Origin of the sequence: Burkholderia sp. Bp9142, from assembly GCF_003853415.1 — a bacterium.
Classification (GTDB): domain Bacteria; phylum Pseudomonadota; class Gammaproteobacteria; order Burkholderiales; family Burkholderiaceae; genus Burkholderia.
Genome location: NZ_QTPP01000024.1, coordinates 73,130 through 99,024, shown reverse-complemented (window position 1 = coordinate 99,024; position 25,895 = coordinate 73,130). Strand labels below are relative to the sequence as shown.

25 protein-coding genes are annotated in these 25,895 nt (G+C 69.3%); 7 read left to right on the top strand and 18 right to left on the bottom strand.

The window, feature by feature from the left end; all coding sequences use genetic code 11:
* Positions 1 to 158 precede the first annotated feature (158 nt).
* The 12 genes from flgL to DIE22_RS24435 form a co-directional block, all read right to left on the bottom strand.
* On the bottom strand, positions 159 to 1,400 hold the full coding sequence (gene flgL / locus DIE22_RS24490) for a flagellar hook-associated protein FlgL (protein ID WP_124606264.1): 1,242 nt from the start codon (positions 1,398 to 1,400) through the stop codon (positions 159 to 161).
* 22 nt (positions 1,401 to 1,422) lie between these two features.
* Positions 1,423 to 3,423 (bottom strand): flagellar hook-associated protein FlgK, encoded by a 2,001-nt coding sequence (gene flgK / locus DIE22_RS24485; protein WP_124606263.1) that lies wholly within the window; start codon positions 3,421 to 3,423, stop codon positions 1,423 to 1,425.
* Between the two features lie 192 nt (positions 3,424 to 3,615).
* Entirely contained in the window at positions 3,616 to 4,371 is a 756-nt protein-coding gene (locus DIE22_RS24480) for a flagellar brake protein (RefSeq protein WP_124499844.1), read from the bottom strand.
* A 240-nt stretch (positions 4,372 to 4,611) separates the two neighbouring features.
* Positions 4,612 to 5,595 (bottom strand): flagellar assembly peptidoglycan hydrolase FlgJ, encoded by a 984-nt coding sequence (gene flgJ, locus DIE22_RS24475; RefSeq protein WP_124606262.1) that lies wholly within the window; start codon positions 5,593 to 5,595, stop codon positions 4,612 to 4,614.
* Positions 5,596 to 6,786, bottom strand: coding sequence for a flagellar basal body P-ring protein FlgI (locus tag DIE22_RS24470; protein WP_124606261.1), 1,191 nt, complete (start codon positions 6,784 to 6,786; stop codon positions 5,596 to 5,598).
* A 5-nt stretch (positions 6,787 to 6,791) separates the two neighbouring features.
* Positions 6,792 to 7,481 carry a flagellar basal body L-ring protein FlgH gene (gene flgH, locus DIE22_RS24465; RefSeq protein ID WP_124499847.1) on the bottom strand — a complete coding sequence of 230 codons (690 nt, stop codon included), beginning with the start codon at positions 7,479 to 7,481 and terminating at the stop codon, positions 6,792 to 6,794.
* A 20-nt stretch (positions 7,482 to 7,501) separates the two neighbouring features.
* On the bottom strand, positions 7,502 to 8,290 hold the full coding sequence (flgG, locus tag DIE22_RS24460; RefSeq protein WP_124499848.1) for a flagellar basal-body rod protein FlgG: 789 nt from the start codon (positions 8,288 to 8,290) through the stop codon (positions 7,502 to 7,504).
* Positions 8,291 to 8,325: 35 nt separating this feature from the next.
* Entirely contained in the window at positions 8,326 to 9,084 is a 759-nt protein-coding gene (gene flgF, locus DIE22_RS24455) for a flagellar basal-body rod protein FlgF (protein ID WP_124606260.1), read from the bottom strand.
* A gap of 20 nt (positions 9,085 to 9,104) precedes the next feature.
* A complete protein-coding gene (gene flgE, locus DIE22_RS24450) occupies positions 9,105 to 10,346 on the bottom strand; it encodes a flagellar hook protein FlgE (protein ID WP_124606259.1) in 1,242 nt (413 codons plus the stop codon).
* Between the two features lie 28 nt (positions 10,347 to 10,374).
* A complete protein-coding gene (locus DIE22_RS24445) occupies positions 10,375 to 11,121 on the bottom strand; it encodes a flagellar hook assembly protein FlgD (RefSeq protein ID WP_124606258.1) in 747 nt (248 codons plus the stop codon).
* A gap of 67 nt (positions 11,122 to 11,188) precedes the next feature.
* Positions 11,189 to 11,614, bottom strand: a complete 426-nt coding sequence (flgC, locus tag DIE22_RS24440; RefSeq protein WP_124606257.1) for a flagellar basal body rod protein FlgC — start codon at positions 11,612 to 11,614, stop codon at positions 11,189 to 11,191.
* A 36-nt stretch (positions 11,615 to 11,650) separates the two neighbouring features.
* On the bottom strand, positions 11,651 to 12,139 hold the full coding sequence (locus tag DIE22_RS24435; protein ID WP_124606256.1) for a flagellar basal body rod protein FlgB: 489 nt from the start codon (positions 12,137 to 12,139) through the stop codon (positions 11,651 to 11,653).
* A gap of 205 nt (positions 12,140 to 12,344) precedes the next feature.
* Here DIE22_RS24435 and flgA point away from each other — a divergent pair, with 205 nt between their 5' ends.
* The 3 genes from flgA to DIE22_RS24420 all read left to right on the top strand — a co-directional run bounded on the left by flgA (position 12,345) and on the right by DIE22_RS24420 (position 14,657).
* Positions 12,345 to 13,679, top strand: a complete 1,335-nt coding sequence (gene flgA, locus DIE22_RS24430; RefSeq protein ID WP_124606255.1) for a flagellar basal body P-ring formation chaperone FlgA — start codon at positions 12,345 to 12,347, stop codon at positions 13,677 to 13,679.
* A gap of 118 nt (positions 13,680 to 13,797) precedes the next feature.
* Entirely contained in the window at positions 13,798 to 14,130 is a 333-nt protein-coding gene (gene flgM / locus DIE22_RS24425; protein ID WP_124499855.1) for a flagellar biosynthesis anti-sigma factor FlgM, read from the top strand.
* 86 nt (positions 14,131 to 14,216) lie between these two features.
* Entirely contained in the window at positions 14,217 to 14,657 is a 441-nt protein-coding gene (locus DIE22_RS24420; protein ID WP_124499856.1) for a flagella synthesis protein FlgN, read from the top strand.
* 89 nt (positions 14,658 to 14,746) lie between these two features.
* Here the strand turns inward: DIE22_RS24420 and DIE22_RS24415 are convergent, their stop codons facing one another.
* Complete coding sequence (locus tag DIE22_RS24415) at positions 14,747 to 16,594, bottom strand: M24 family metallopeptidase (RefSeq protein WP_124499857.1); 1,848 nt, start codon at positions 16,592 to 16,594, stop codon at positions 14,747 to 14,749.
* Positions 16,595 to 17,031: 437 nt separating this feature from the next.
* Here DIE22_RS24415 and DIE22_RS24405 point away from each other — a divergent pair, with 437 nt between their 5' ends.
* Positions 17,032 to 17,862 carry a helix-turn-helix domain-containing protein gene (locus DIE22_RS24405; RefSeq protein WP_124606254.1) on the top strand — a complete coding sequence of 277 codons (831 nt, stop codon included), beginning with the start codon at positions 17,032 to 17,034 and terminating at the stop codon, positions 17,860 to 17,862.
* Positions 17,863 to 17,907: 45 nt separating this feature from the next.
* On the opposite strand, the gene DIE22_RS24400 is transcribed toward DIE22_RS24405, so the two are convergent.
* The 4 genes from DIE22_RS24400 to DIE22_RS24385 are packed head-to-tail and all read right to left on the bottom strand — an operon-like array spanning position 17,908 to position 22,821.
* Positions 17,908 to 19,149 (bottom strand): multifunctional CCA addition/repair protein, encoded by a 1,242-nt coding sequence (locus tag DIE22_RS24400; protein ID WP_124606253.1) that lies wholly within the window; start codon positions 19,147 to 19,149, stop codon positions 17,908 to 17,910.
* On the bottom strand, positions 19,146 to 19,793 hold the full coding sequence (locus tag DIE22_RS24395; RefSeq protein WP_124499860.1) for a glutathione S-transferase family protein: 648 nt from the start codon (positions 19,791 to 19,793) through the stop codon (positions 19,146 to 19,148). The genes DIE22_RS24400 and DIE22_RS24395 overlap by 4 nt, the downstream gene beginning before the upstream one ends.
* Before the next feature lie 55 nt (positions 19,794 to 19,848).
* Positions 19,849 to 20,811: a complex I NDUFA9 subunit family protein gene (locus DIE22_RS24390; RefSeq protein ID WP_124499861.1), complete on the bottom strand. Its 963-nt coding sequence runs from the start codon at positions 20,809 to 20,811 to the stop codon at positions 19,849 to 19,851.
* Positions 20,812 to 20,868: 57 nt separating this feature from the next.
* The gene (locus DIE22_RS24385; RefSeq protein ID WP_124606252.1) at positions 20,869 to 22,821 is read right to left on the bottom strand and encodes a lytic transglycosylase domain-containing protein; all 1,953 of its coding nucleotides are present in this window, start codon (positions 22,819 to 22,821) and stop codon (positions 20,869 to 20,871) included.
* 8 nt (positions 22,822 to 22,829) lie between these two features.
* Here DIE22_RS24385 and DIE22_RS24380 point away from each other — a divergent pair, with 8 nt between their 5' ends.
* Entirely contained in the window at positions 22,830 to 23,441 is a 612-nt protein-coding gene (locus DIE22_RS24380; RefSeq protein ID WP_124606251.1) for a 5-formyltetrahydrofolate cyclo-ligase, read from the top strand.
* 68 nt (positions 23,442 to 23,509) lie between these two features.
* Here DIE22_RS24380 and DIE22_RS24375 read toward each other — a convergent pair whose 3' ends face one another.
* Positions 23,510 to 24,022: a winged helix DNA-binding protein gene (locus DIE22_RS24375; protein ID WP_121861190.1), complete on the bottom strand. Its 513-nt coding sequence runs from the start codon at positions 24,020 to 24,022 to the stop codon at positions 23,510 to 23,512.
* Positions 24,023 to 24,170: 148 nt separating this feature from the next.
* On the opposite strand from DIE22_RS24375, the gene pxpB reads away from it, so the two are divergent.
* Positions 24,171 to 24,827: a 5-oxoprolinase subunit PxpB gene (gene pxpB / locus DIE22_RS24370; protein WP_124606250.1), complete on the top strand. Its 657-nt coding sequence runs from the start codon at positions 24,171 to 24,173 to the stop codon at positions 24,825 to 24,827.
* Entirely contained in the window at positions 24,824 to 25,891 is a 1,068-nt protein-coding gene (locus DIE22_RS24365) for a biotin-dependent carboxyltransferase family protein (protein ID WP_124499865.1), read from the top strand. Before pxpB ends, DIE22_RS24365 begins: the two co-directional genes overlap by 4 nt.
* Positions 25,892 to 25,895: the final 4 nt, after the last annotated feature.

The following is a 25,895-nucleotide window of genomic DNA, read 5'->3' as shown; positions in this document are numbered from 1 at the left end:
GAGTTTACGGAGCGGAAATGGGGCTGGCAAGCGTGAACCGGCGGCATCACGGCCGAGCCCGCCGGGACGGCACCCGGCCGGCGCGATCGCACGCGCAGGCCGGCCTGCATGCCGCGCGACGTAAGCGTGCGCTCACATCGCAGCGGGCGCCGCGGACATCACGGATTGATGTACTGGAACAGCGACAGGTTCTGCAGCTGCACGTAGGCTTTCTGCGCGCCGGTCAGCGCGTTCTGCACCTGCAGGTACTGGCTGATCGTCGTCGTCATGTTGGTGCTGGTCAGGTCCGACAGGTTGCTGGTCGTCTGCAGCGACGCGGTCTGGTTGACGGTCTGCATCGCCTTGACTTCCTGCTCGCGGCCGCCGACCGACGCCTGGATCGTCGTCACGTTGCGCATCGTGTTGCCGAGCTTGATCGAGCCCGTCATCAGCGCGTTCGACAGCGCCGCGGCCGCGACCGTGTTGCCGGTCACGGGCGTCTTCAGCGCCGAGATCATCGCGTCGAGCGTCGAGAACACGTCCGCGCCGCCGGTCGCCTGCGGGCCGGGCGCCACGGCGAACGTGTCGCCGGCGGCCGGCGTGCCCGATACCGCGACCGTCATCCCGCCGCCGAGCGCGATCGCCGAGCCCGACATGTACGCCTGCGCGGGCGTGGTGGTCGGCGGCTTGGCCGAGTTGTCGGTCACCGTGTAGGTCGGCGCGGCGGCCGTGCCGCCGAACGTGATCGAGAACTGATGGCCGTTGGTCGCGGCCGACGGGCTCGTGACGGTGACCGCCGAGATCGCGCCGGTGCCCGTGTTGCCGGCGCCGGCCGACGGCACCGGCGCGCTGCCGAGCGACGGCACCGACATGAACACCGCCGAACCGGTGTCGCCCTGCGCCACGCTGCTCGAATCGCCGATCTGCACCTGGCGCGTGCCCGAGTCGCCGACGTAGCTGACGCTGCCGTTCGGGCTGCTCGTAAACGGCGCCGACGAGTTGTTCAGGCCGGCGAACAGGTAGTTGCCGGCACCGTCGTTCGAGTTCGCGAGCGTCATCAGCTGGTCGCGATAGCCTTGCAGCTGCGTCGCGAGCGCCGAGCGGTCGCTGTCGGACAGCGAGCCGTCGCCGGCGCGCACGACGAGCGTCTGCACGCTGGTCAGCACGCCGCTCACGCTCTGCAGCGCCTGGTCCTCGGCCTGCAGCGACGCGAGCGCCGTGGTCTGGTTGGTCGCGTACTGCGACAGCGTCGCCGAGGTCATCGACAACTGCACGGCCTGCGCCGCGCCGACCGGGTTGTCGGCGGGCGTCTGCAGGCTCACGCCGCTCGCAATCTGCTGGTACAGCTGCGCGAGCTGCGCCTGCTGATCGTTCATCTGGGAAACGTTCAGCTGAAAGAACTGGGCGCTGGAAATTCGCATCGCTTCTATCCCTCGAATGCGGTCAGTTGAACAGGCCGAGCACGGTCTGGAACAGCGTCGCCGCCGTCTGGATCACCTTCGCGTTCGCCTGGTAAAGCTGCTGGTACTGCATCAGGTTCGCCGCTTCCTCGTTCTGGTTGACGCCCGACACCGACTGCTGCGCGGTCGTGATCTGGCCGACGAGCGAGGTCTGCGCGGCGCTCGACGACTTCAGCTGGCTCGCCGTGTTGCCGATGGCGTTCACGTAGTTCGCATACGCGCCGGTCAGCGTCGTGGTGCCGCCGCCGAGCGACTTCGCGGTGACGAGCTGCGACAGCGCGAGCGCGTTGGAGCCGTCGCTCGTGCCGCCCGCGTACGGTCCGATCGTGAACGTGTCGCCGTCCGACGGCGCGCCGGACAGCGTGACGGTCACGCCGTTCATCACGCCCGCCGGTGCCGGCTGCGTGGTGCTCATGATCGTCAGCTTCGCGCCGGCCGACGCGTCGTACGGCACGCTGTCGGTCGGGCTCGTGATCGTGACCGAGGTCGGCGGCGTGCCCGCGATCGTCACCGTCGTGCCGGCCGGGAAGCCCGACAGCGACTTCGACGCCGCGTCGTAGGTCAGCTTGGTCGGCGTCGTCGGGACCTGGTAGCCGGCGCTCACCGCGCCCTGCGCGATCTTGCCCGTGCCGATGTTGGTGCTCGACGCCGCCGCGACCACCGGCGACGCGGCCGCGATCGCCGAACCGCTCGTCGTCGCGAGGCCGAAGCCGTTCAACGCGCCGCGCGTCGGCAGCACGGTGAACTGGTCGCCGGCATTCATCGAGCCGGACGAGAACGAGAAACTCAGCCCGCCGAGCGAGACCGGCATCGGCCCCGCCTTCTGGTCGACCACCGCGCCGCTCGCGCGGTCGGTCAGCGTGTAATTGGTGCCGTCGTACGACAGCGTGTAGTCGCTCGTCGTCGGCTGCGACGCGTTGGCGAACGAGACGGACAGCGACGCGTTGCCGGTATTGCCCTGGTTCGAGTAGACGGCCGGGGCCGCCACCGTGAACAGGTTGCCGCCCGGCTGGCCCGACAGGTCGACGCCGAGCGCGTTCTGCGCGTTGACCTGCGCGGCGAAGCTGGTCGCGAGCGCGCCGAGTTGCGCCTGCGCGGGGTCGAGCGTCTGGCTGCGGAACGCGAGCAGGCCGCCGAGCGTGCCGCCCGACAGCGACGCATCCGGCAGCGCCTGGTTCGGGCCCTGCGGGTTCGCGCCGGCGATCCCCTGCGACACGACGGTCAGCTCGCTCGGATCGGACGGCGACGTGACGGTCGCGAGCTGGTAGCTCTTGTCGGCGAGGACGAGCGGCTGGCCGCCCGCGAGGAACACGCTGTAGCCGCTGTCGCCGCGCACGACCTGCACGCCGGCGAGGCTCGACAGGTTCGACACCGCGAGGTCGCGCTGGTCCATCAGCTGGTTGGGCGGCTGCCCCTGGCTGCTCGCCGCGGAGATCTGCTGGTTCAGCTGCGCGATCTGCGCGGTGTACGTGTTGATCTGCGACACGGTGCTGGTGAGCTGCGTGTTGACGCTCTGGCGCAGCGCATCGTATTGCTGGCCGGCCGCCTTCAGCTGGTCCCCGAGAATCTGCGCGTTGCTGATCGCGGTCTGCCGCACCGACGGATCGGACGCATTGTTCGCGACGTTCTGCAGCCCGGTGAAATAGCTGGTGATCGCGGTCGAGATGCCGGCCGTCGGGCTGCCGACGTAGTTGTTCAGCTGCGCGACGAGCGAATACCACGTCGACAGCGCGCCGCCTTGCGACTGCGCGCTGTTCAGCTGGTCGCTCAGGTACTGGCTGTACTGCCGCTGCACGGTGACGGTGTTCACGCCCTGCGGCATGTAGCCGCTCGACGTGTACTGGCCGCTCGCCTCGGCATAGACGGGGCGCTCGACCGAATAGCCGGGTGTCGCGGCGTTGCTGATGTTCTGGCCGGTCGTCGTGAGGCCCCAGAGCGCGGCATTGAGGCCGCTGACGCCGAGGTTCATGAGTGTGTTGGACATGCGCGATCCTGATGAGCCGGCCGCGCTGCGGCCGCCGGGTTGCGTGACTCCCGGTATAACGGCCGCGGATCGAAAAAATTGAGGAAAAAATGCACGCGCGACACGCACTCGCGCGTCGCCGGTCGAGGGCACCGGCGGACGATGCCGGCGCCGCTGCGAAGGCGGCCCCGGGCGGGGCCGCGAACGGGTGCGTCAGGCCCGCGCGAGCGAGCGGCGCTTCATCTCGAGCTGCGTGATCAGGCGCTGCAGCGTGTTCTCCGCGCTGCCCGGCAGCGACATGAAGCGAAAACCGAGCTGGAAGCGCCGCGAACCGTTCGGCATTTGCGTCGAACGCTGCGACACGAGGCGCAGGTCGAGCGACAGCTTGCCGTGCCCGGTCAGCTCGAGCTCGACGTCCGGCAGCAGCGTGCCGACCTCGAGCGCCTCGACGCGCTCGTCGGCCGTGCGCAGCCCGACGCCGCCGAGCGACAGGTTGTGCACCTCGAACACGAAGCTCTCGCCGTCCGGCAGCTTGCCGCGGCACAGGAACGGATCGACGATCGGCGCATCGACGCGGAAATACTCGCGGCGCTGGATGCACATCAGCACGTCGGGGAAATCGGCGACGAACGCGGGCAGCCCCTCGTAGCGCGTCTCGCGCGGCGTGCCCGTGGTGAATTCGACGCGCACGCCGTCCGGCGCGGCCGAGAACGTGCAGTGCGACGCGGCGAGGATGCCGGCGTTCTGCTCGGACAGCGCGCCCCAGTCGAACGTGAACGTGCGCGCGCCGACGTCGACCTCGAGCAGGCGCGTGACGAGCTGGCCGCCCGGGTACTGGACGGTCAGGAAGTCGCCGCGGTTCACGAGGTTGCGCAGCTGCACGCCGATCTCAAGCGGATTGCGGCGGGCATAGTCGGGCCCGGAATGGCCCGCATCCAGGCTCGGATCGGTCGACGTTTCGATATTCATGGCTAGCCGGTTTTCTTGTCATGGGCGCCCGGGCGACCGGTGCGCAGTAAAACGGGCCAGAACAGGGCCCGATTGCAGGTCTCTCACACTTAGCGGCAGTGCTCCCCGAAAGTTTAGATCGAATTGGCGATTTTTTTCGCGCAAACGTTGAAACCGCACGCGGCGGGATGCCGGGCGCGGTCCGAAAGATGACAGACGGGTGATGGGTCGGGGCCTGTTCCCGTTATGGCCCCCTGCAGGTCAGCCGATCTGCTGCATGATCGAGATCAGCTTCTTCGCGTAGTTCGGGTCGGTCGCGTAGCCGGCCTTCTGCAGCCCGTGCGCGAAGCCCTCGACGCTGCGGCTCGCGCTCAGCACGCCCGCGTAGCGCGGATTGTTCTTCAGCAGGTTCGCATAATCGGTCATCGCGTGCTCGTACGAGTCGTACGCGCGGAACTTCGCGACGACACGGCGCGGCGCGCCGTTCACGTATTCGGTCGTCAGCGCCGACACCGTGCGGCCCGTCCAGCCCTTGTTCGCCTTGATGCCGAACACGTTGTAGCTGGTCGAACCGTCTGCCGCGCGGATCTCGCGCTTGCCCCAGCCCGATTCGAGCGCGGCCTGGCCGACGATGAAGCGCGCCGGGATGCCGGTGGTCGCGCTCGCCGCCTGCGCGGGGCCGGCGAGCCGGTCGACGAACGCGTCGGTGTCCTGCACGCCACTCGCACCCTTCAGCGGCGGCGTGAGCGCGCTGCCGGCCGAGTAGCCGCGCGCGCCGGCGAGCCCGCCGTTGTTCGCCGCGTTCGCATACGCCTTCGCCATCGCGTTCATCGCGGCGAGGCTGCCTTCGTTGCCCGACGCGCCGACGCCGGCCGCGCCGAGCCCGGCCGCGCCGGCGTCGGCCGCCGTGTCGCTGCCCGTGCCCTGCCCCGCGTTGCGCAGCAGCTGCTTCATCAGCGCGTCGGCGACGCCGATCCCGCGCTTGGACATCTGCTGCGCAAGCTGCTGGTCGAGCATCGACGTGTACATCTTCGACGTGTGCGAATCGAGCAGCCCGCCGTCGGGCGATGCGTCGCGCATGCTCTTGAGCATCATCTGCGTGAACATCGCGTCGAACTGGCCCGCGACCGCCTTCGCGCCGGCCTGCGGCGACTGTTTCGCCTGCGCGCGCAGCGCGTCGAAACCCTGCACGTCGAGTGCGAAGCGCTGGGTGAGGTCGTTCGCGCCGGGAAGGTTCGCGGCCATTTAGATGATCTCCAGATCGGCACGCAGCGCGCCGGCCGCCTTCATCGCCTGCAGGATCGACATCAGGTCCGCCGGCGTCGCGCCGAGCGTGTTCAGCGCCTTCACGACGTCGGCGAGGTTCGCGCCGGCCGTCACCATCTTGAGCGCGCCGTTGTCCTGCTTCAGCTGGATCTGCGACTGCTGCGCGACCACCGTCTGCCCGTTCGAGAACGGCCCCGGCTGCGACACCACCGGCTGCGTGTTGACGATCACCGACAGGTTGCCGTGCGCGACCGCGCAGCTTTGCAGCGTGACCATCTGGTTCATCACGATCGAGCCCGTGCGCGCGTTCAGGATCACCTTCGCGGCGGCCTTGTCCGGGCTCACGTCGAGGTTCTGCAGGCGCGCCATGAACGCGACCTGCTGTGCGGAATCCGCCGGCGCGGCGAGCTGGATCGTGCGGCCGTCGAGCGCCGTCGCGGTGCCCGGGCCGAAGCTCGAATTGACCGCCGACACGATCCGCTGCGCGGTGCCGTAGTCCATGTCGTTCAGCTGCAGCTGCAGCACGCCGTTCATCTGCGCGATCGCGTTCGGCACCGCGCGCTCGACGATCGCGCCGCCAACGATCCGGCCGGACGCGAGCTGGTTCACCTGCACGCGGCTGCCGTTCGCGCTCGCGCCCGCGCCGCCGACCGCCATGTTGCCCTGCGCGAGCGCGTACACCTGCCCGTCCGCGCCCTTCAGCGGCGTGAGCAGCAGCGTGCCGCCGCGCAGGCTCTTCGCGTTGCCGAGCGACGACACGGTCACGTCGAGCGCCTCGCCCGGCCGCGCGAACGGCGGCAGCGTGGCGGTCACCATCACGGCCGCGACGTTCTTCAGCTGCATGTTGTTCAGCGACGACGGACCGCCGTTGGCCGACCCGTTGTTGATCGAGATGCCGAGGTTCGCGAGCATGTTCGCGAGCGTCTGCGTCGTAAACGGCGTCTGCATCGTCTGGTCGCCCGTGCCGTCGAGGCCGACGACGAGGCCATAGCCGATCAGCGGGTTGTCGCGCACGCCCTGGATCTGCGCGAGGTCCTTCAGGCGTTCCGCATGCGCGCTCACCGTGCCGAGCGCGCATGCCGCCAGCACGAACCCGGCGGCGATCCGCGCGACGGCCTGCGCGCCGCGCGACATGCGGCCGGACCGGCGCTGGAAAAGAGGCTGCTGCATCGTCGTCACCACGGTGCGATGTTGAGGAAGAAGCGCTGCAGCCAGCCCATCGTCTCGGCTTCGTTGATGTAGCCCTTCGACGAGTATTCGATCTTCGCGTCGGCGACCTGCGTCGAGTAGACCGAGTTCGCGCCCGAGATCGTGTTCGGGTTGACGACGCCCGAGAAGCGCACGAATTCGTTGCCCTGGTTGATCAGCATCTGCTTCTCGCCGCTGACCACGAGGTTGCCGTTCGGCAGCACGTTGGTGACGGTTACCGTGATCGTGCCGTTGAACGTGTTCGCCGCGCTCGCGCCGCCCGTCGCCGCGAACTTGTTGGTGCCGGCCGCCGACAGGTTCGCCTTCGCGAACAGCCCGCCGAGGAAGCCGGCCGTCGGCACGTTGAAGTCGGTGTTGCCCTGCCGGTTGGTGTTCGCGCCCGACGACTTGGTCGCGTTGATGTTCTCCGCGATCATGATCGTCAGGATGTCGCCGATGTTGCGCGGCCGCTGATCCTCGAACAGCGGCCGGCCCGCGTAGCCCGGGTTGTAGATCGAGCCGGGCGCCTGCATCGACATCGGCATCGGCGGCTGCGCCGTCATCGGCTGCTGGATGATCGGATCGCGCGGAATCTGCGCGCAACCGGCGAGCGCGGCCACGGCGACCGCGCACGCGGCGCGGACGGTGGCTGACGGGAGGAGGCGGACCTGCTTCATGGCGACGGCGGTATTTCCGGTTAGCTCTTCATCTGCGTGACGGTCTGCAGCATCTGGTCGGACGTCGTCACGGCCTTGCTGTTGATCTCGTACGCACGCTGCGTCTGAATCATGTTGACGAGCTCCTGCACGACGTTCACGTTCGACGCCTCGACATAACCCTGGTTGAGCACGCCCGCGCCGTTCAGGCCCGGCTGCGACACGTTCGGCGCGCCCGACGACGTGGTTTCGGAGAACAGGTTCTCGCCGCGCGCCTCGAGGCCGGCCGGGTTGATGAAGGTCGCGATCTGCAGCGAGCCGATCTGGACCGCGTTGCTCGAGCCCGGCTGCGTGACCGACACGACGCCGTCCTTGCCGATCGTCAGCGACTGCGCGTTCTGCGGCACGGTGATCGCCGGCAGGATCTGGTAGCCGCTCGACGTGACGAGCTGGCCCTGCGCGTTGGTCTGGAACGAGCCGTCGCGCGTGTACGCGTTCGTGCCGTCCGGCATCAGCACCTGGAAGAAGCCCGCGCCGTTGATCGCGACGTCCTTCGAGTTGCCGGTCTGCGTGAGGCCGCCCTGCGTGTACAGGCGCTCGGTCGCGACCTGCTGCACGCCGGTGCCGAGCTGCAGGCCCGACGGCAGTTCGGTCTGCTGCGTCGAGTTCGCGCCCGGCTGGCGGATGGTCTGGTACAGCAGGTCCTCGAACACCGCGCGCGACGCCTTGAAGCCGTTCGTGCTGGTGTTCGCGAGGTTGTTCGAGATCACGTCCATCTGCGCTTGCTGCGCATTCATGCCGGTGGCGGCGATGTAGAGCGATCGGTTCATGTTGAATCTTCTCCTGGTAGCGAGGGCCGTGCCGCTCAGCTGAAGTTGAGCAGCTGGTTCGCCGACTGCTCGTTCTGGTCGGCCGTCTGGATCAGCTTCGACTGCAGCTGGAACGCCCGTGCGTTGTCGATCATCGCGACCATCGCGGTCACCGGGTTCACGTTGCTGCCTTCGAGCGAATTCGGCGTGACGACCACGTTCGGGTCGGCGTCGGCCGGATTGCCGTCAGCGGTGCGAAACAGCCCGTCGTTGCCGCGCGCGAGCGTGGCCGGGTCGGGGTTCACGAGCTTCATCTGGTCGACGATCGCGACCGCGGTCGGCGGGTCGCCCGGCATCAGCGCGGACACCGTGCCGTCCTTGCCGATCGTCACCTCCGCGTTCGGCGGCACCGAGATCGGGCCGCCGTTGCCGATCACCGGCAGGTTGCTCGCGTTGACGAGCTGGCCGTTTTCATCGACGTGCAGGTTGCCGGCGCGCGTGTACGCCTCGCTGCCGTCGGCGGTTTGCACCGACAGCCAGCCGGCGCCCTGCACCGCGACGTCGAGCGGGTTGCCGGTGCGCGTGATCGGACCCGGTGCGTAATCCGCGCCGGGCGTCGACGCGAGCACGTAGGTGCGCGTCGTCGTCGGGTCGATCGTGCTGCCGTCGCCGAAATTCATCGGCACCGCGCGGTAGGTCGCGAGTTGCGCGCGAAAACCCGTCGTCGACGCGTTCGCGAGGTTGTTCGCGACGATCGCCTGCTGGTCGAGCGACTGCGACGCGCCCGTCATCGCCGTGTAGATCAGTCGGTCCATGGCTGCCGGTTATCCGCGCTTTACAGGTTGATGAGCGTCTGGTCGACGGTCTGCTGCGTCTTGATCGTCTGCGCGTTCGCCTGGTAGTTGCGCTGCGCGGTGATCAGGTTGACGAGCTGCGACGTCAGGTCGACGTTCGAGTTCTCGAGCGCGCTGCCCTGCAGCGAACCGTGGTTCGTGCTGCCCGGCGAGGAGATCTGCGGCACGCCCGACGCGGACGATTCGGCGTACTGGTTGCCGCCGAGGTTGACGAGCCCATTCGGGTTGTTGAAGTTCGCGAGCACGATCTGGCCGAGTACCGCCGTCTGGCCGTTCGAGTAGTTGCCGGTCAGCTTGCCGTCGGCGCCGATCGAGAAGGTCGTCAGCGTGCCGCTCGCATAGCCGTCCTGCGCGAGGTTGTTCACGCCGTCCTTGCCGCCGTACTGCGTGGTGCCGGTCAGGTCGAGCGTGAGTTGCTGCGGCGTCGCCGAGCCGTCGGTGTTCGGCACCGTGAACTGGAACTGGCCGAGCGACGCGGTCGGCGCGGCCGGCGTGCCCGTCGTCGTGCCCTGGATCGCGCCCGACGAGTTGAACGTGACCGTGCCGAGGTCGGTCGCGGTGCCACCCTGCACGCCCGCGTAGGCCTCCCACGTGCCGGCCGCCGACTTCACGAAGTACATGTTGACCGCCTGCGAGCCGCCGAGCGAGTCGTACACCTGGATCGATGTCGAGTAGTTGTACGTCGTGGTGTCGGTCGGGTCGAACGGGGTCTTGGTCGGCGGCGTGTCCTGCGAGTTCAGGTTGAACTGGGCCGAGATCTTGGTCGTCGCAGTCGGTGCAATGTTGGTCGTCGGCGCCTGCAGCGGCACGGTCTGCGCGGTGCTGATCACGCCGCTCTTGTCGGCGGCGTAGCCCATCAGGTTCGCGCCCGCCGAGTTGACGATGAAGCCGTTCTTGTCGCGCTGGAACGTGCCGTCGCGCGAGTACGTCGTCACGCCGTTGTTCGACATCTGGAAGAAGCCGTTGCCGTTGATCGCGACGTCGAGCGACGCGTTCGTCGTGTTGATCGTGCCCTGGCCGAACTGCTGCTGCACCGATGCGAGCGTCGTGCCGATCCCGATCTGCGTGTTGACCGACGTCGCGACCGAGTTCGCGTACATGTCGGAGAACTGCGCGGTGCTCGACTTGAAGCCGACCGTGTTCGCGTTCGCGATGTTGTTGCCGATCACGTCGAGCGCGTTCGATGCGCCGGCGAGGCCGCTCAGACCCTGTTGATAACCCATTTCGGTCTCCGTTTTCGAGAAAGCTGGATCAGTTGGTGGTGGTCGTGCCGCCGGACGACGACGACGCGGTGTTCGGGAAAATCGACGCGACCTGGGTCAACCCCACCGTCGTGCCGTTCGACAGCACGAGCCCCGCCGTGCCGTCGGCCTGCTTGATCACGCTCTGCACCTGCGCGGCCGCTAGCACGGTCGGCGCATACGTCTTGCCGTCGGTGCCCGTGTACTGCGCGCTCACGGTGTACTTGCCGTCCGGCAGCGCGTTGCCGGCCGCATCGGTCGGCGTCCAGTTGAACGGCACCGTGCCGGCCGACTGCTGGCCCGCGTTGATCGTGTTCACGACGACGCCCGAGCTATTCTTCACGGTGATCGTCAGGTTCGACACGTCGCTCGTGAGCGACACGCCGAACGGCGACGCCGCGCCGCTCTTCACCGCGACGCTGTTGCCCGGCGCGAGCACGTTCGTGCCGATCAGCAGCGCGGCCTGCGTCTGCTGGCCGGCCGCGAGCTGCGTCGACAGCGACGTCAGCGACGTGTTCAGCTGCGCGATGCCGCTCACCGTGTTGATCTGCGCGAGCTGCGACGTCATCTGCGAGCTGTCGACCGGGCTGGTCGGATCCTGGTTCTGCAGCTGCGTGACGAGCAGCTTCAGGAACGTCGCCTGCAGGTCGCTCGCCGACGTGCCGGTCGTCGACACGCTGTTGGTGTTCATCGTGTCGGTCGGCAGGGTCGACACGTTGGTGCCGCTGCTGCCGATCGTCGTGCTGGAGGAAGTCATCCTGGGTGGCCTTGTGTCGGAACTGTCGGGTCGGGGTCTCGGTGTGGAAGGACGCTCGGCGCGCGGCTTACGTGCCGATCGTCAGCGTCTTGAGCATCAGCGTCTTCGCGGTGTTCAGCGTCTCGACGTTGGCCTGGTACGAGCGCGACGCCGAGATCATGTTCACCATCTCCTGCACCGGATCGACGTTCGGCATCTGCACGTAGCCGTTCGCGTCGGCGGCCGGGTTCGCCGGGTCGTAGGTCGACTTCATCGGCGACGGATCGTCCATCACTTTCGTCACGCGCACGCCGCCCACGCCCTGGCCGGACGCCGTGCGCGCGCCGCCGAGCGGGTCGGTCGCGAACACGACCTGCTTGGCCTTGTACGGCTTGCCGTCGGGGCCGGTCGCGCTGTCGGCGTTCGCGAGGTTCGACGCGGTGACGTTCAGGCGCTGCGATTGCGCGGACAGCGCCGAACCGGCGACGCCGAAGATGTTCATCAACGAGGGCATGGAGGCTCCTTGTTCGGGTGCGGAAGCGGCGCGCGCTTACGAGTTCGTCGAGATCGCGGCGATCATCGCCTTGATCTGCTGGGTCATCACGGTCATCCCGGTTTCGTAGTGCAGCGCGTTGTTCGCGAACTGCACGCGCTCGACATCGAGATCGACCGTGTTGCCGTCGAGCGACGGCTGCAGCGGCATCCGGTACTGCGCACGACCGTAGTCGTCGGCCGGGCCGCCGGTCGGAATCAGCTTCGCGGTGCCGGCCATGTGGCCCGGCGCCGTCGACACCATCGTCATCCCGCTCGTCACGCCGGCCGGCTGCGCCATCGGCAGCTGCGCGGCGTTGCTCGGCGCGAGACCGCCGCTGGTCTGCTTCAGCGAGCGCGCGAGGGTCGACGCGAAATCGGTGTCGCGGGCCTGGTAGCCGGGCGTGTCGGCGTTCGCGATGTTCGACGACAGCAGTTCCTGCCGATAGGCGCGCACGTCAAGCGCCTGTCGGCCGAACGCGAATTCGGCATCGAGTTTGTCCAGCATGTGTGCGTCTCTCCGTATGAAGCGCTGCACGCCGCTCGGGCCGGATGGCGACCCAAGGGGCTTTTTTCCATGACAGCGATGGTAGGCGCCGGGCGCAACCGGCAATCGGACGAATAACGCGGCAAAGGCCCCCTCTATTCATCGTTTGCGCGACGGCCCGGCTCCCTAGAATGCAAATCGGATCAACGGCTTCGAGGACACGGCGATGACTGGCAGCGCATTTCGCGGAAACGACGGACGCGGCACGCGCATGCCGCGTGCGTTCGCGCTCGCCGCGGCGCTGTGGCTCGCGGCGCCGGTTGCGCACGCGGACGACGGGATGATCGTGATTCCCGGACGCGGCGAGACGGCCGAAACCGCGCTCGCGCATGCGAACGCGGCGAGCGGCGGGCAGTTCGGCGGGAATGCGGGAACGGCTTCGGGTGCGGGCATGGCCATGACGGCCGGTGCGAGCGGTGCTGCCGGCGTGGCCATGGCGGGCGGTGCAAGCGGTGCTGCCGGCGTGACCATGGCGGGCGGTGCAAGCGGTGCTGCCGGCGTGACCATGGCGGCCGGCGCGGCCGCGGCGGGCTATGCGGCGCAGCCGGCCGGCTCGATGGTCATGACGAGCGTCCCGGCGCCGGCCGCCGTGCCAACGCCCGCGCCGCGCCCCGTCTACGCCGCCGCGCGCACGAACGCCGCGAACGCCGGTTATGGCGCACAGCGCGCCGCCGATCCGGGTGCCGTCGCGACCGTCGTCGCCGGTACGGCCGGCCCCGCATCGAACGCCGCGCGACCGGCCATCGCCGCGCGCATGGCGACGGCCCGCACCACGCCGGCCGCACCGGCCCCGCGCGCGCCGGCGGCTGCCGCCAACCCGGCCCAGGTAGCCAACCCGCCCCAGGCGGCCGCCGCGCCCCAGCCGGCGACGCCGCCCGGCCAGCAGGACCCCGACACGATCCGGCGCACGGCCCTCGCGTTCCTGCAGCAGCAGGTCGCGGGCCTGCCGGGCAAGACTTCCGCGACCGTCGCGACCGCGTTTCCGCGCGGGCTCGCCGCGTGCACGACGCTCGAGCCGTTCCTGCCGACCGGCGCGCGCCTGTGGGGCCGCACGACGGTCGGCGTGCGCTGCGCGGGCGAACGGCCATGGACCGTCTACCTGCAGGCGAAGGTCGCCGTGCAGGCCACCTATTACGTCGCCGCGCGGCAGATCACGCCCGGCGAGCCGCTCACCGCGGCCGACCTCGTCGCGCGCGACGGCGACCTGACGGTGCTGCCGCTCGCGGTGATCACCGATCCCGCGCAGGCGGTCGGCGCGACCGCGCTGGCCCGGATCTCGGCCGGGCTGCCGCTGCGCCAGGACATGCTGAAGAGCGCCGCGTCGGTGTCGGCCGGCCAGACGGTGCGGGTCGTCGCGGCCGGGCCCGGTTTCACGATCTCGGCGGAGGGCAGCGTGCTCGCCAATGCGGCGCCGGGCCAGTCGGTGCGGGTCAGGATGGCCGCGGGCCAGATCGTCACGGCGATCGTCAAGGACGCCGGGACCGTCGAAATTCCGCTCTAGGGACGGATCCCGCCGTCAGATTGCAAAGAATTGTTTATTCGGAGAATTTCGGGCTCACGATGCTAAAGTTCGGGCCGACCCGGCCGTTATCTGGGTCATACCGTCCAGGAAACCCATCGTGAAGATCGATTCCACTCCGAACCCGAGCCCACTCGCGTCGACCGGCAACGGCGCGGCCCGCGCGCAATCCGGCGCGGCTTCGTCGTCGTCCGCGCAGGCGGCCGACGCAGGATCGACCGGCGGCGACACGACCGTGAACCTGTCGGGTCTGTCGGGCCAGCTGCGTTCGCTGTCGGCCTCCGGCAGCGCCGACATCGACACCGCCCTCGTCCAGTCGATCAAGGACGCGCTGAACAACGGCACGTTGACGATCGACGTGAACAAGATCGCCGACGGCGTATTGAATACCGCCCGCGACCTGCTGCAACAGCAGCGCTCGCAGGGCAACTGAGCCGGCCCGGGGCCCGTCACGCCCTGACCGGTCCCCTGGTTTGCCGGCATGCGCCGAACGCGTGCCGGCGCGACGAGCATGACGCGATGAGAGAAGAGCTGCTGGCCACGGTCAACGACGAACACGCGACGGTCGAAGCGTTCGCGTCCCTGCTCGCCTACGAGGAAAAAGCGCTCACGACACCGGAGCCGCTCGAGATGCTGCCCGGCATCGTCGAGAAGAAAAGCGTGCTGATCGACCGGCTCGCGCAGCTCGAGCGCACGCGCGACACGCAGCTGTCCGCGCTCGGCTTTCCGGCCGGCAAGAAAGGGATGGACCTGGCCGCCGAGCGCGATGCACGCCTCGCCGGCCGCTGGCAACTGCTGCTGCAGGCCGCCGAACGCGCGCGCCAGGCCAATGCGACCAACGGAATGCTGATCCGGATCCGGATGGACTACAACGAGCGCGCGCTCGCGGTGCTGCGCTCGGCACCCGCGCCGTCCGGCGTCTACGGGCCCGACGGGCGCGTGTCGGCGCTGATGCGCTGATACGTTGATTGCGCTGATGTACTGATCACGCCGGCGCACCGACGCGCCGGCCGCGCGGCCCGGCTGCGGCCGCACGCCCCTTCCCCGTCTTACAGCAGCGGACACGCCGTGACCTGCGTGCCGCGCTCCACGCAAAGCCGTTCGTAGTCGCGCAGGTACGCGCGCTCGTCGTCGTCCAGCAGCGCGACATCGATCAGGTCCCAGTCGTAGCCGACCGTGACGATGTTCTCGAACGCGACGGTGTCCGATTCGTCGTCCGCGCGCACGATCACGATGTTCTCGATCCGCACGCCGCCCTTGCCCGGCACGTAGATGCCCGGCTCGACCGAAATCACCGCATTCGGCACCAGCCCGTACTTCGCGCCCGGCGCGAACCGCACGCCGCCCTCGTGCACGTGGATCCCGACGCCGTGCCCGGTGCCGTGGCCGAAATCGTAGCCGTGATCGCGGCACACCTGCCGCACCGTCGCGTCGACGTCGCCGCCCGTCGCCGTCTTCGGAAAGCGCGTGACGAGCCCCTTGATGCAGGCCTTCAGCGCGACCGTGTAGATCTCGCGCTGCCACGGCTGCGCGACCGTTTCCGGCTGCGTGCGACGCAGCACGACGCGCGTGCAGTCGGTCGCGAAACCGGCGTCGTAGTACGCGCCGCTGTCCAGCAGCACGAGTTCGCCTTCCGTCAGATCGACGTCGGCGCTCGCCGCCGTATAGTGCGCGAACGCGCTGTTCGCGCCGTTCGCCGCGATCGACGGGAACGTCAGCGCGACCGCCGAGCGGGCGTCGTACGCGTCGTTGATCGTGCGGGCCAGGTCGTATTCGGTATGACGCCGCCCCGGCTCGCCGGCCTTCGCCCAGCGCATCGTTTCGGCGATCGCCGCCGAGCTGCGCGCAAACGCGTCGCGGAACCGCTCGAGCACCGCCGGCGTCTTGCCGGCCCGCATCGCCTCGACCGGGTTGAAATCGGCGTGGCGCACGTGCGGCCACACCCGGCGCACCGACTCGACGAGCGCGCAGTTGACCGATTCGAAGCCGTAGCACACGTGGTCGACCGCGAACTGCGCGAGGAAGCGCTCGAGTTCGGCGAAGTCGCGCCGGATCACGTGCAGCGCCGGATACGACGCCAGCTCGACCGGGCACCGGTCGCAACCTTCCGGCAGGAACAGCGCGACCTGCTCGCCGATCGCGAACAGGTAACCCAGGTGCGACGACGCATTCGGGATGTGATAGCCGCGGCTGTTCAGCAGGTACGCGAGATCGTCCGACGCGCACGTGAAGAACGCGGTCTTGCCCGGCGCCGCGCCGGTATGCGCGGCGAGCCGCCGGTTCAGCGCATCGAGGTTCTGCGCGACGCTCGCGCCGGTCATCGCATCCGGCAGCTCGAAGATCGGCCGCTCGACCACCCAGCCCGGCAGCGCGATCGCGCGATCGATCTCGCGCTCGACGAGGCGCGTCCAGTCGAGCGACGCCGCCCGCGTCTGCTCGACCAGCCGGTCCCGCTGCCCGACACTGATCCGCAACGCGTCATAGCCGACCCGCGCGAGCCGGCTCGCGTGCGCGACCAGCCAGTCGGCCAGCGCCTGCCAGATCGTCACGTTCATCCCGAGCTTCTCGATCCGCACGCGCGCCGGGTCGCACTGCTGTTCGGCCTGAAGGTGATAGCGGCCGTCGACGAACAGCACGAACGGCGGCACGCCGAGCGCCTGCGCGGTCGCCGCGCTCAGGAAGATCCCGCAGCCGGCCGAGCCGTCGAAGCCCGACAGCGCGTAGCGCGGGTTGTTGCGGCGCGGCAGGTATTCGGTGATGTACTCGTCCTGCGACGTGACCACGACCGCGTCGAGCCGCGCGGCGTCGAGCAGGCGCGACAGGCCCGCCTGCGTGTCGGCGACGGATGCGTCATACGAGGGAAGGCCGGAGAAGCTGTATTTCAGTCGATCGATCATCGGAAACCCGCTATGGATTGTTGTCGGCGGCCGGCGGCGTCACGCGGCATGGCGCGCGCCTGAAACGGCCCGCCGCCCGTGCGCGGACGACGCGCGGTCCAGCCGACAGCCGGGCCGCGGTGCCGTTCCGGCGGCAGGCCCTGGGGAAAATTTTTGTCTCACTTAACTTTGTTTGATGCGCGCGACAGAATCTAGAGCACGCCGGAATTGAGGTCAAGCCAAAATTTTCGTAGGGCTAAAATTACCGGCGCGGCGCGCGACGGCGGCGCGGCCATGCGCGGCGCGGCGCCGTCCGGGCGCTATCGCGCGCGGGTCACGGTACAATGCGCCGGCTTCGTCGTTCCGACGGCCGTGCTTCGTGTGTTCGCGGAACGCAACGTCCCGGCGACCGCACCGCCCTCCGCTCGCCTTCCGACTCGTTGCGACGAAAGAGATCCATGGATTCAGACATCATGCGTATCGGCCAGCGCATTCGGCGCCTGCGCCGGGAAGCGAAGAAGACGCTGCTCGAAGTCGCGACCGAGGCGAACCTGTCGGTCGGGTTCCTGTCGCAGGTCGAGCGCCATCTCACCGGCATCTCGCTGTCGTCGCTCGTCAACGTCGCGAAGGCGCTGAACGTGCCGCTCGGCACGCTGATCGACCAGCCGCGCCAGGCGCGGCCCGACTCGCACGCGGGCCGCCGCGAACCGTACGCGGTCGACGCCACGTCGCAGTGGTACGAGCGGCTGTCCACCACCTTCGACGGCAGCCAGATCAACGCGCTCAAGGTCCGGATGATGGAGGGCTACCGCTCGGAATGGGTCGCGCACGGCGGCGACGAGTTCGTATACGTGCTGGCCGGCCGCCTCTGCTACACGATCGGCAAGCAGGATTACCCGCTGTCGCCCGGCGACTCGCTGCACTTCGATGCGAGGAAGCGCCATCGCGTCGCGAACGTCGGTGACGGGCCCGCCGAACTGATCGCGGTCGGCACGCTGCCGCTCTTCGACGACAGCTGCGCCGAATTCGGGTCCGCGGCGATGGAAATCAGGCCGCTTGCGCGCGGTGCCGGTCCGACGCCGGGCGAGCCGCGCGTGAGCCGCCGCGACCCGACGCCGACGCCGACGCCGACGCCGACCCGCGGGCGCGACTCGGACGCGGCGGCCCCCGCCGACACGCCGGCCCGCGCAACGGCAAAGCCGGCTGCCGGGAAACCGCGCGCGCCCGCCGGCAAGCGTCCGGCCGCCGCCACCCCGGCCCGCCGCGCCGCCGCCCGCACGAAGCAATGACGGCCGGCGGCCGGGCGGCACACCGCGCCACCCGGTTGTTCCGCGCTATTCGCCGATCGCCAGCGCCTGCTTGACGGCCTCGACCCGTGCGCGATGCACGGCGTCCTTGATCTGCATCGCATCGTCGCCGATGCCGCGCGCGATCGCGCCGGCGTCGACGCTGCGCGCCGCGACCAGCGCCACGCGCAGCCGCTCGGCCTGCGGATACGGCTGCGTGTCGAGCCCGAGCCGGCCGCGCGCGTCCGACTCGCACGCCTGCAGCATTTCCGCAAAGCGCGCCGGCTTGCGCAGTGCATCGCTGCGCTCGAAGAGCCGCACCAGCGCCGCCGCGCCCATCTCCATCACGCGATGCAGGTTGCCGTGCTCGCGCGCGACCACCAGCGCGAGATCGCGGCAGTCGTTCGGCACGCGCAGCCGCTCGCACAACGGCTTGATGAGGTCGACGCCGCGGCCTTCGTGGCCGACGTGGCGCGGCAGCACGTCGGCGGGTGTCGTCGCCTTGCCGAGATCGTGCGTGAGCGCCGCGAAGCGCACCGGCAGCGAATAGCCCTGCTTCGCCGCATAGTCGACGACCATCATCACGTGCACGCCCGTGTCGACTTCCGGGTGGTAGTCGGCGCGCTGCGGCACGCCCCACAGCGCGCCGACCTCGGGCAGGACGCGCGCGAGCGCGCCGCACTCGCGCAGCACCGCGAACATCCGCGACGGCTTCGCCTCCATCAGCCCGCGCGCGATCTCCTGCCACACGCGCTCGGGCACCAGCGCGTCCGCTTCGCCCGCGTCGACCATGCGCCGCATCAGCGCGAGCGTGTCGTCCGCGACCGTGAAATCCGCGAAGCGCGCGGCAAAGCGCGCGATCCGCAGGATCCGCACCGGATCCTCGACGAACGCGTCGCCCACGTGCCGGAACACGCGTGCATGCAGGTCGGCCTGCCCGTCGAACGGATCGATCACCGGCCCGATCAACACGCCTTCCGGGCTCACTTCGCGCGCCATCGCGTTGATCGTCAGGTCGCGCCGCGCGAGGTCCTCGTCGAGCGTCACGTCGGGCGCGTAGTAGAACTGGAAGCCGTGATAGCCGGCCGCCGTCTTGCGCTCGGTGCGCGCGAGCGCGTATTCCTCCTGCGTGTCCGGATGCAGGAACACGGGGAAATCCTTGCCGACCGGCCGGAAGCCTTGCGCGGCCATCTGCTCGGGCGTCGCGCCCACCACCACGTAATCGCGGTCCTGCACCGGCACGCCGAGCAATTCGTCGCGGATCGCTCCGCCTACCGCGTAGATGTTCATGGCGTCGGTTCGTATTCGGCAATCACGTTGGTTTCGCGGCGCGCGGCTTCGATCCAGCGCTGCACCGCCGGCAGCGCCGTCACGCGTGCCGCGTAGCCGGCCGCCTCCGGCGACAGCGCCGGCGCATACGTGTTGAAGCGCATCACGACGGGCGCGTACATCGCATCGGCGATCCCGAACTCGCCGAACAGGAACGGGCCGCCCGATGCCTCGATGCACGCGCTCCACAGCGCGTCGATGCGCGCGACGTCGGCGAGCGCATCGGGCGTCGCGCCGCGCCCCGGCATCGACGCGCGCACGTTCATCCCCATCTGCGTGCGCAGCGCGGCGAAGCCCGCGTGCATCTCGGCCGAGATGCAGCGCGCGTGCGCGCGGTCGAGCGGATCGTCCGGCCACATCGGGAACTGCGGATAGCGCTCGGCGAGCGTTTCGGCGATCGCGAGCGAATCCCAGATCGCGGTGCCGTGATCGTCGATCAGGCACGGCACCTTGCCGGTCGGCGAATACTCGCGGATGCGGGCAGCCGTGTCGTCGCGGCGCAGCTCGATCGCGATCTCGTCGAACGGGATCCCGAAATGCGCGAGCAGCAGCCACGGCCGCATCGACCACGACGAGTAATTCTTGTCTCCAATGACGAGTTTCATGGCGGTGTTCCGGAAAGCGCGAAAGTGATTGACGGAAAGCGGCGGCCCGCGACGCCTAGTGGCGGCGCGAGCGGAACCAGTCGAAGCGGGACCGCTGCGCGGCGTGGCCGAGATACGCGGGCGCGATGCTCTCGAGACTCGCGGGCGAGATTCCGAGTTCCGGCGCGAGCGGCCCGGACAGCACGTTCGGCACCGACATCGATGCAAGATTGTCGCGCGTGATCACCGGCTCGCCGGGCAGGCATTCGAACACGCGCGCCTGCAGCCGCGCGAGCGCGTCGGGCAGCCGCACGATGCGTGCCTGCCGGCCGACCAGCGTGCCGCAATAGCGCACCAGCTGCTCGAGCGTATAGACGGTCGGGCCGCCGAGCTCGTAGGTCTTGCCGTGTGCGCCCGCGAGATCGAGCGTGTTGACGAACGCGCGCACCACGTCGCCGACGAACACCGGCTGGAAGCGCGCGTCGGGCATCGCGAGCGGCAGCACGGGCAGCGTGCGCTGCAGGTTCGCGAACGTGTTGAGAAAGGCGTCGCCGGGGCCGAACACGACCGACGGGCGGAAGATCGTCAGCGCGAGCGAATCGGTCGCCGCGACCGCATGCAGCGCGGCCTCGCCGTCGCCCTTCGAGCGCTGGTACATGCTCGGGCCATGCGAATCGGCGCCGAGCGCGCTCATGTGCAGCACGCGCCGCACGCCGACTTCGACGCACGCGGCGGCCAGCGCGGCCGGCAGCGCGACGTGCGCGCGCTCGAACCCCGGCCCGTACGGCGTGCCGTGGCCACCGTGCAGCACGCCGACGAGATTGACGGCCGCGTGCGCGCCGGCGACGAACCGGGCCAGCGTGCGCGTATCGAACGCGTCGAGTTCGACGATCTCGACCGGCAGCATCTGCAGGTGGCGCGCGTGCTCGCGCCGCCGCGTGCCGATCCGTACCTGCTTGCCGGCGTCGATCAGCGCGTTGACGAGCAGGCTGCCGATGAAGCCGGTGCCGCCCAATAGCGCGACGGTCTGGCGATCCATGTTCGAGACCTCAAAAGAACACTGCCGCGTCTCGCGCGGCAGTGTGAAGATTGCGGATCAGGGCGAGATCATGCCTAGACGCTTCTTCAACGACTGCGGTTTGCCCTCGAAGAGCGCCGCGTAGTAGACGGTATTCGACAGCACGTTCTTCACGTAGTCGCGCGTCTCGTTGAACGGAATCGTCTCCGCGAAGATCGCGCCTTCGACCGGCTGCGTCAATACCTGGCGCCACTGGCGCGGCCGGCCCGGGCCCGCGTTGTAACCGGCGGTCGCCAGCACCGGCGAGCTGTCGAAGGTATTGTAGATGTCGGCCAGATACCAGGTGCCGAGCTGGATGTTGGTATTGATGTCGTGCATCTGCGCACGCGTGATCGTGCCCATCCCGAGCTTCTTCGCGACGATCTGCGCGGTGGCCGGCATCAGCTGCATCAGCCCGCCCGCGCCGACCGACGAACGCGCGTTCGTGATGAAGCGCGATTCCTGGCGGATCAGCCCGTACGCCCATTCGATGTCGAGGCCCGACGACTGCGCGTAGCGCTCGACGATGTCGCGGTACGGCGACGGATAGCGCAGCGTGAAGTCGTGCTCGGCCTTCGTGCGGTCGGCCGTGTTGACCGTGCGGTCGAGCAGGTCGACGCGCTTGCCGTACTCGGCGGCCGCGAGCAGCTGGCGATCGGTCATCCCGCGCAGCGGCCAGTTCCATTCGCGATTGCCTTCGAGGCGCAGGTTCAGCCCGTAGAAGCGCTGCGCGAGCGCGAAGCCCGGGATCTTGCTCATCGCGTCGACCTCGGCGTCGCTCACCTTCGTGCGCGGCGGGATCGACGTGCGCTGGCCGAGCTCTTCGCCGGCGAGCTGCCCGTAGAAATTGTACTGGCCCGCGACCTGCTCGAATTCCTGGTTCGCCTGCAGCATGTCGCCGCTCTGCTTGAGCGCGCGCGCATGCCAGTAGATCCATGCCGGATCGTCGCGCAGCGACGGCGGCATCTGTTCGATCGACCAGCGCACCATCGGCCAGTTGCCGGCGAGCAGCGCGGCGCGCGTGCGCCATTCGTAGCCCGGATTCGACAGCGGCGCGTTCGCGGATTTCGCATACCAGACCGACGCGAGCGGCGAGCGCTTGATCGCGCCCTGGTAGCCGATCGCCCCCCACGCGATCGCCTGTTCCTGCTTCGTCAGCGAGCCGGTGACCGACGTCAGCATCCCTGCCGCCGCGTCCGGATCGTTGCGCGCCATGCGGCCGAGGGCGATCAGCGCGAGCTGGTGCGACACGGCGTCGGGGCCGATGCCGCGCGCGAGGTACAGCGGCGGTGCGCTCGTCGCCTGGTCGAAGCTGACCGGGCGCGGGCCGAGCGCGTCGACGATCTTGCCGCCGAGCGTCGTGTAGTTCTGCTCGTACGCGAGGCGCGCCTGCTGCCACACGTCATCGCTCGTGAACTGCTGGTTGACCGTCAGTGCCGTAATCAGGTCGACACAGGCGTCGCCGTAGTATTTCGGCTCGACGAGCAGCGCGCGCGCCGCCTCGGCGACGTTCTCGCCGCGCGCCGCGCGTGATTCGAGCGCATAGCACTTGACCTGCGTGTCGTCGTCGAGCACGAAGCGCTTGTACTGGTCGTCGAAGTTGCGCCAGTCGTGGCGCGCGCCGAGCACGAGCAGGTAGTCGTTGCGCAGGCGGTCGGCGATCGCCTGGCCGTCGTAGCGCTGCAGGAACGACTGCACGGGTGCGTCGGGCGCGTCGGCACGTGCGCGGCCCGTCGAATCGAACAACTGCGGCTTGATCTGGAAATACTCGACGTAGGACGGGACCGGATAGTTCGGGATCATCGACGCGAGCTGCGCGGCCTTCGCGGCGTCGTTGCGGCGCGCGGCTTCGCGAAGCTGCACGAAGATCTGGTCGTCCCCGGCGAGCGTGTCGTCGTTCGGTGCCGCGCACGCGGCCGTGCCCGCGACGAGCGCGGCGGCCGAAAGCGTGAGCGCGACCGCGCGATATACTCGGAAAAGGCTGTTCGACATCGTTTTGAATGGAGCACGAAGTGAACGAAAGCATAGCATGCAACCCTGTGCCGAACCCGAAGGTTGCGCTGCGCAAAACGCTGTCCGGCGCGCGTCGCGACGCCGCGTCGCAGCCCGCCGCGAACGCCGCGCTCGACGCGCGGCTGCGCCTGTTGCTCGAGCAGCTCGCACCGCGCACGGTCGGCTTCTACTGGCCGCTGGCGGGCGAATTCGACGCGCGCGACGCGGTGCTCGCGTGGGCCGCGGCAGGCCCGGGCCGCCGTGCCTCGCTGCCGGTGATCGGCGAGAAGCACACGCCGCTCGCGTTCCATGCATGGGATGCCGATACGCCGATGCGCGAGGGGCACCACCGGATTCCGGAACCGGCGTCCGGGGTCATCGTCGTGCCCGACCTATTGCTGATTCCGTGTGTGGGATTCGATCTGCAGCGCTACCGGCTCGGCTATGGCGGCGGCTATTACGACCGCACGCTCGCGATCTGGCCGGGCGACACGCTGCCGGTGACGGTCGGCATCGCGTATGAAGCGTGTCGCGTGGATGCGCTGCCCGCCGAAGTGCACGATCTCGCGATGCGCTGGATCGTGACCGACGGCGCGCTTTACCCCGCCGCTGCCGGATGACGCGGCGCGCGACACCGCGCCAGCGGCATGCCGCGCGTCACCGCGTTCACCGTCCCGTTCGCAATCGTTTACAGCGAAGCCGCCGCACGCGCGGCCGTGTCGTAGAGGCCCGATGCGTGGCGCAGCAACTGCGCCGCGTCGCCGATCTGCTCGTTGGTGAGGCCGCTGTCCTTCAGCGTCTCGATCAGGCAATGCTCGCGCACCTCCCGATACTTCAAACACAGCTCGCGGCCCGCGTCGGTCGCGAAGAAGAACACCTCCTTGCCGCTCTTCTCGCTCTTCACATAGCCGCGCGCGATCAGTTTTTTCAGCGCGTAGGTCGCGACGTGCGTATCCTCGATATTGAGCACGAAGCAGATGTCGGCGAGCTTCTTCTTGCGTTCGCGATGGCTGACATGATGCAGCAGCGACACCTCGACCGCCGTCATGTCCTTCGCGCCCGCGGCCGACATGCAGCGCACCATCCAGCGGTTGAATGCGTTGCCGGCCATGATGAGCCCGTATTCGAGCTCCGACAGCTCCGCGCTCGAATCGGAAACGAGGTGTTCGGATGACACGATCTTGGTCGGAGGACGCTTCATGGAAAGGCGGCGCAAGCGGGATGTCAGGGTGTGCCGAGTGTACGACAGAAGCCGCCGTATACGAGCTAGGCGAAAACGCTTATTGGGAAGTTGTCGATATTTTATTGACAATGTGCGCTAACATTGCCGTCCGAACCGTGCCAGTCCGATGACGCAACCCCGCATTTATCCGCTCGGCGATGCCGCCCTCGTGTGCGAGATGCCGTCGCCCGCCACGCTCGATTGCCAGCGCCGCGTCTGGGCCGTCGCCGAGGCCGCGCGCGCGTGGCCCGACGTGATCGACGTCGTGCCGGGCATGAACAACCTGACGATCGTGTTCGACGCGCTCGCCGCGACGGCCGAGTCGCTCACGCCGGCGCTGCGCGACGCGTGGGAAACCGCCGACGTCGAGCACGCGGACGGCCGCGCGATCGAGATTCCGGTCGAATACGGCGGCGCGGCCGGGCCTGACCTGTTGGCCGTCGCCGCGCATACCGGGCTGTCGGCCGACGAAGTCGTCGCGCGCCACGCGGCCGGCGAATACGTCGTGTTCTTCGTCGGCTTCCAGCCGGGCTTCGCGTATCTCGGCGGCCTCGATGCGTCGCTGCACACGCCGCGCCGCGCGGCACCGCGACTGGAAGTGCCGGCCGGCTCGGTCGGCATCGGCGGTGCGCAGACCGGCATCTATCCGGCCACGTCGCCCGGCGGCTGGCAGCTGATCGGCCGCACGTCGCACGTGCTGTTCGACCCCACGCAGCCGCAGCCGACGCTCTTGCTGCCCGGCGACCGCGTGCGCTTCACCATTGCGGGAGTCGACGCGACATGAGCCAGAACATCGCACCGGGCACGATCGAGGTGGTCCGCGCCGGCCCGCTGTCGACCGTGCAGGATCTCGGCCGCCGCGGCACGCGCCATCTCGGCGTCGCGCAGGGCGGCGCGCTCGACGGCCTCGCGCTCGAGGTCGGCAACCGGCTGGTCGGCAACCGCCCCGACGCGGCGGCCGTCGAGATCACGATCGGCCCGGCCGCGTTCCGCTTCACCCGCGCGACGCGCATCGCGATCACCGGCACCGAATTCGGCGCGACGCTCGACGGCAAGCCCGTGTATTCATGGTGGAGCCTGCCGGTCGAGGCCGGGCAGACGCTCGTGCTGCCGGCCGCGAAGCGCGGGATGCGCGGCTACCTGTGCATCGCGGGCGGCATCGACGTGCTGCCGATGCTCGGCTCGCGCAGCACCGATCTCGCGTCGCGCTTCGGCGGCCTCGGCGGCCGCGCGCTGCGCGACGGCGATCGGCTCCCGGTCGGCGTGCCGCCGGCCGGCGCCGGCTGCCTCGCGGCCGATGCGCCCGAATTCGGCGTGAAGGCGCCCGCGTGGTGCGCATTCGTGCGCGTCGACGAGCCGCCGCGCCGGCACCGTCCCGCGCATGCGCCGTGGGCAATGCCCGTGCGCGTGCTGCCGGGCCCCGACTACGCGTCGTTCGCGGCCGATTCGCAGCAGGCGTTCTGGGACGGGGAATGGCTCGTCACCGCCAACAGCAACCGGATGGGCTATCGTCTCGCCGGCGCCGAGCTGGTGCGCGAGCGGCCGGCCGAGCTGCTGTCGCACGCGGTGCTGCCCGGTACGATCCAGGTGCCGCCGAACGGCCAGCCGATCGTGCTGATGCACGACGCGCAGACCACCGGCGGCTATCCGAAGATCGGCACGGTGATCCGCGCGGATCTCTGGAAACTCGCACAGGCCCGGCTCAACCTGCCGATCCGCTTCGTGCGCGCGACACCCGACGCCGCGCGCGCCGCCCTGACCGCGGAACGTGCCTATCTGCGGCAGATCGACGTCGCGATCGAGATGCGCGAGGAAACGCGCCGCCGCGCGCAATCGCGCGCGGCGTGACAAT

What these genes read in the sequence shown, in the direction of transcription:
- DIE22_RS24400 (WP_124606253.1), bottom strand. Translation starts at nt 19,149, where the DNA reads ATGAACATCTACGCGGTAGGCGGAGCGATCCGCGACGAATTGCTCGGC.
- pxpB (WP_124606250.1), top strand. Translation starts at nt 24,171, where the DNA reads ATGACGCAACCCCGCATTTATCCGCTCGGCGATGCCGCCCTCGTGTGC.
- DIE22_RS24435 (WP_124606256.1), bottom strand. Translation starts at nt 12,139, where the DNA reads ATGCTGGACAAACTCGATGCCGAATTCGCGTTCGGCCGACAGGCGCTT.
- DIE22_RS24380 (WP_124606251.1), top strand. Translation starts at nt 22,830, where the DNA reads ATGGAGCACGAAGTGAACGAAAGCATAGCATGCAACCCTGTGCCGAAC.
- flgH (WP_124499847.1), bottom strand. Translation starts at nt 7,481, where the DNA reads ATGAAGCAGGTCCGCCTCCTCCCGTCAGCCACCGTCCGCGCCGCGTGC.
- DIE22_RS24480 (WP_124499844.1), bottom strand. Translation starts at nt 4,371, where the DNA reads ATGAATATCGAAACGTCGACCGATCCGAGCCTGGATGCGGGCCATTCC.
- flgA (WP_124606255.1), top strand. Translation starts at nt 12,345, where the DNA reads ATGACTGGCAGCGCATTTCGCGGAAACGACGGACGCGGCACGCGCATG.
- DIE22_RS24405 (WP_124606254.1), top strand. Translation starts at nt 17,032, where the DNA reads ATGGATTCAGACATCATGCGTATCGGCCAGCGCATTCGGCGCCTGCGC.
- DIE22_RS24415 (WP_124499857.1), bottom strand. Translation starts at nt 16,594, where the DNA reads ATGATCGATCGACTGAAATACAGCTTCTCCGGCCTTCCCTCGTATGAC.
- flgG (WP_124499848.1), bottom strand. Translation starts at nt 8,290, where the DNA reads ATGAACCGATCGCTCTACATCGCCGCCACCGGCATGAATGCGCAGCAA.
- flgK (WP_124606263.1), bottom strand. Translation starts at nt 3,423, where the DNA reads ATGTCCAACACACTCATGAACCTCGGCGTCAGCGGCCTCAATGCCGCG.
- DIE22_RS24390 (WP_124499861.1), bottom strand. Translation starts at nt 20,811, where the DNA reads ATGGATCGCCAGACCGTCGCGCTATTGGGCGGCACCGGCTTCATCGGC.
- flgC (WP_124606257.1), bottom strand. Translation starts at nt 11,614, where the DNA reads ATGCCCTCGTTGATGAACATCTTCGGCGTCGCCGGTTCGGCGCTGTCC.
- flgL (WP_124606264.1), bottom strand. Translation starts at nt 1,400, where the DNA reads ATGCGAATTTCCAGCGCCCAGTTCTTTCAGCTGAACGTTTCCCAGATG.
- DIE22_RS24420 (WP_124499856.1), top strand. Translation starts at nt 14,217, where the DNA reads ATGAGAGAAGAGCTGCTGGCCACGGTCAACGACGAACACGCGACGGTC.
- DIE22_RS24365 (WP_124499865.1), top strand. Translation starts at nt 24,824, where the DNA reads ATGAGCCAGAACATCGCACCGGGCACGATCGAGGTGGTCCGCGCCGGC.
- DIE22_RS24395 (WP_124499860.1), bottom strand. Translation starts at nt 19,793, where the DNA reads ATGAAACTCGTCATTGGAGACAAGAATTACTCGTCGTGGTCGATGCGG.
- DIE22_RS24385 (WP_124606252.1), bottom strand. Translation starts at nt 22,821, where the DNA reads ATGTCGAACAGCCTTTTCCGAGTATATCGCGCGGTCGCGCTCACGCTT.
- DIE22_RS24445 (WP_124606258.1), bottom strand. Translation starts at nt 11,121, where the DNA reads ATGACTTCCTCCAGCACGACGATCGGCAGCAGCGGCACCAACGTGTCG.
- flgF (WP_124606260.1), bottom strand. Translation starts at nt 9,084, where the DNA reads ATGGACCGACTGATCTACACGGCGATGACGGGCGCGTCGCAGTCGCTC.
- flgJ (WP_124606262.1), bottom strand. Translation starts at nt 5,595, where the DNA reads ATGGCCGCGAACCTTCCCGGCGCGAACGACCTCACCCAGCGCTTCGCA.
- DIE22_RS24375 (WP_121861190.1), bottom strand. Translation starts at nt 24,022, where the DNA reads ATGAAGCGTCCTCCGACCAAGATCGTGTCATCCGAACACCTCGTTTCC.
- flgE (WP_124606259.1), bottom strand. Translation starts at nt 10,346, where the DNA reads ATGGGTTATCAACAGGGTCTGAGCGGCCTCGCCGGCGCATCGAACGCG.
- DIE22_RS24470 (WP_124606261.1), bottom strand. Translation starts at nt 6,786, where the DNA reads ATGCAGCAGCCTCTTTTCCAGCGCCGGTCCGGCCGCATGTCGCGCGGC.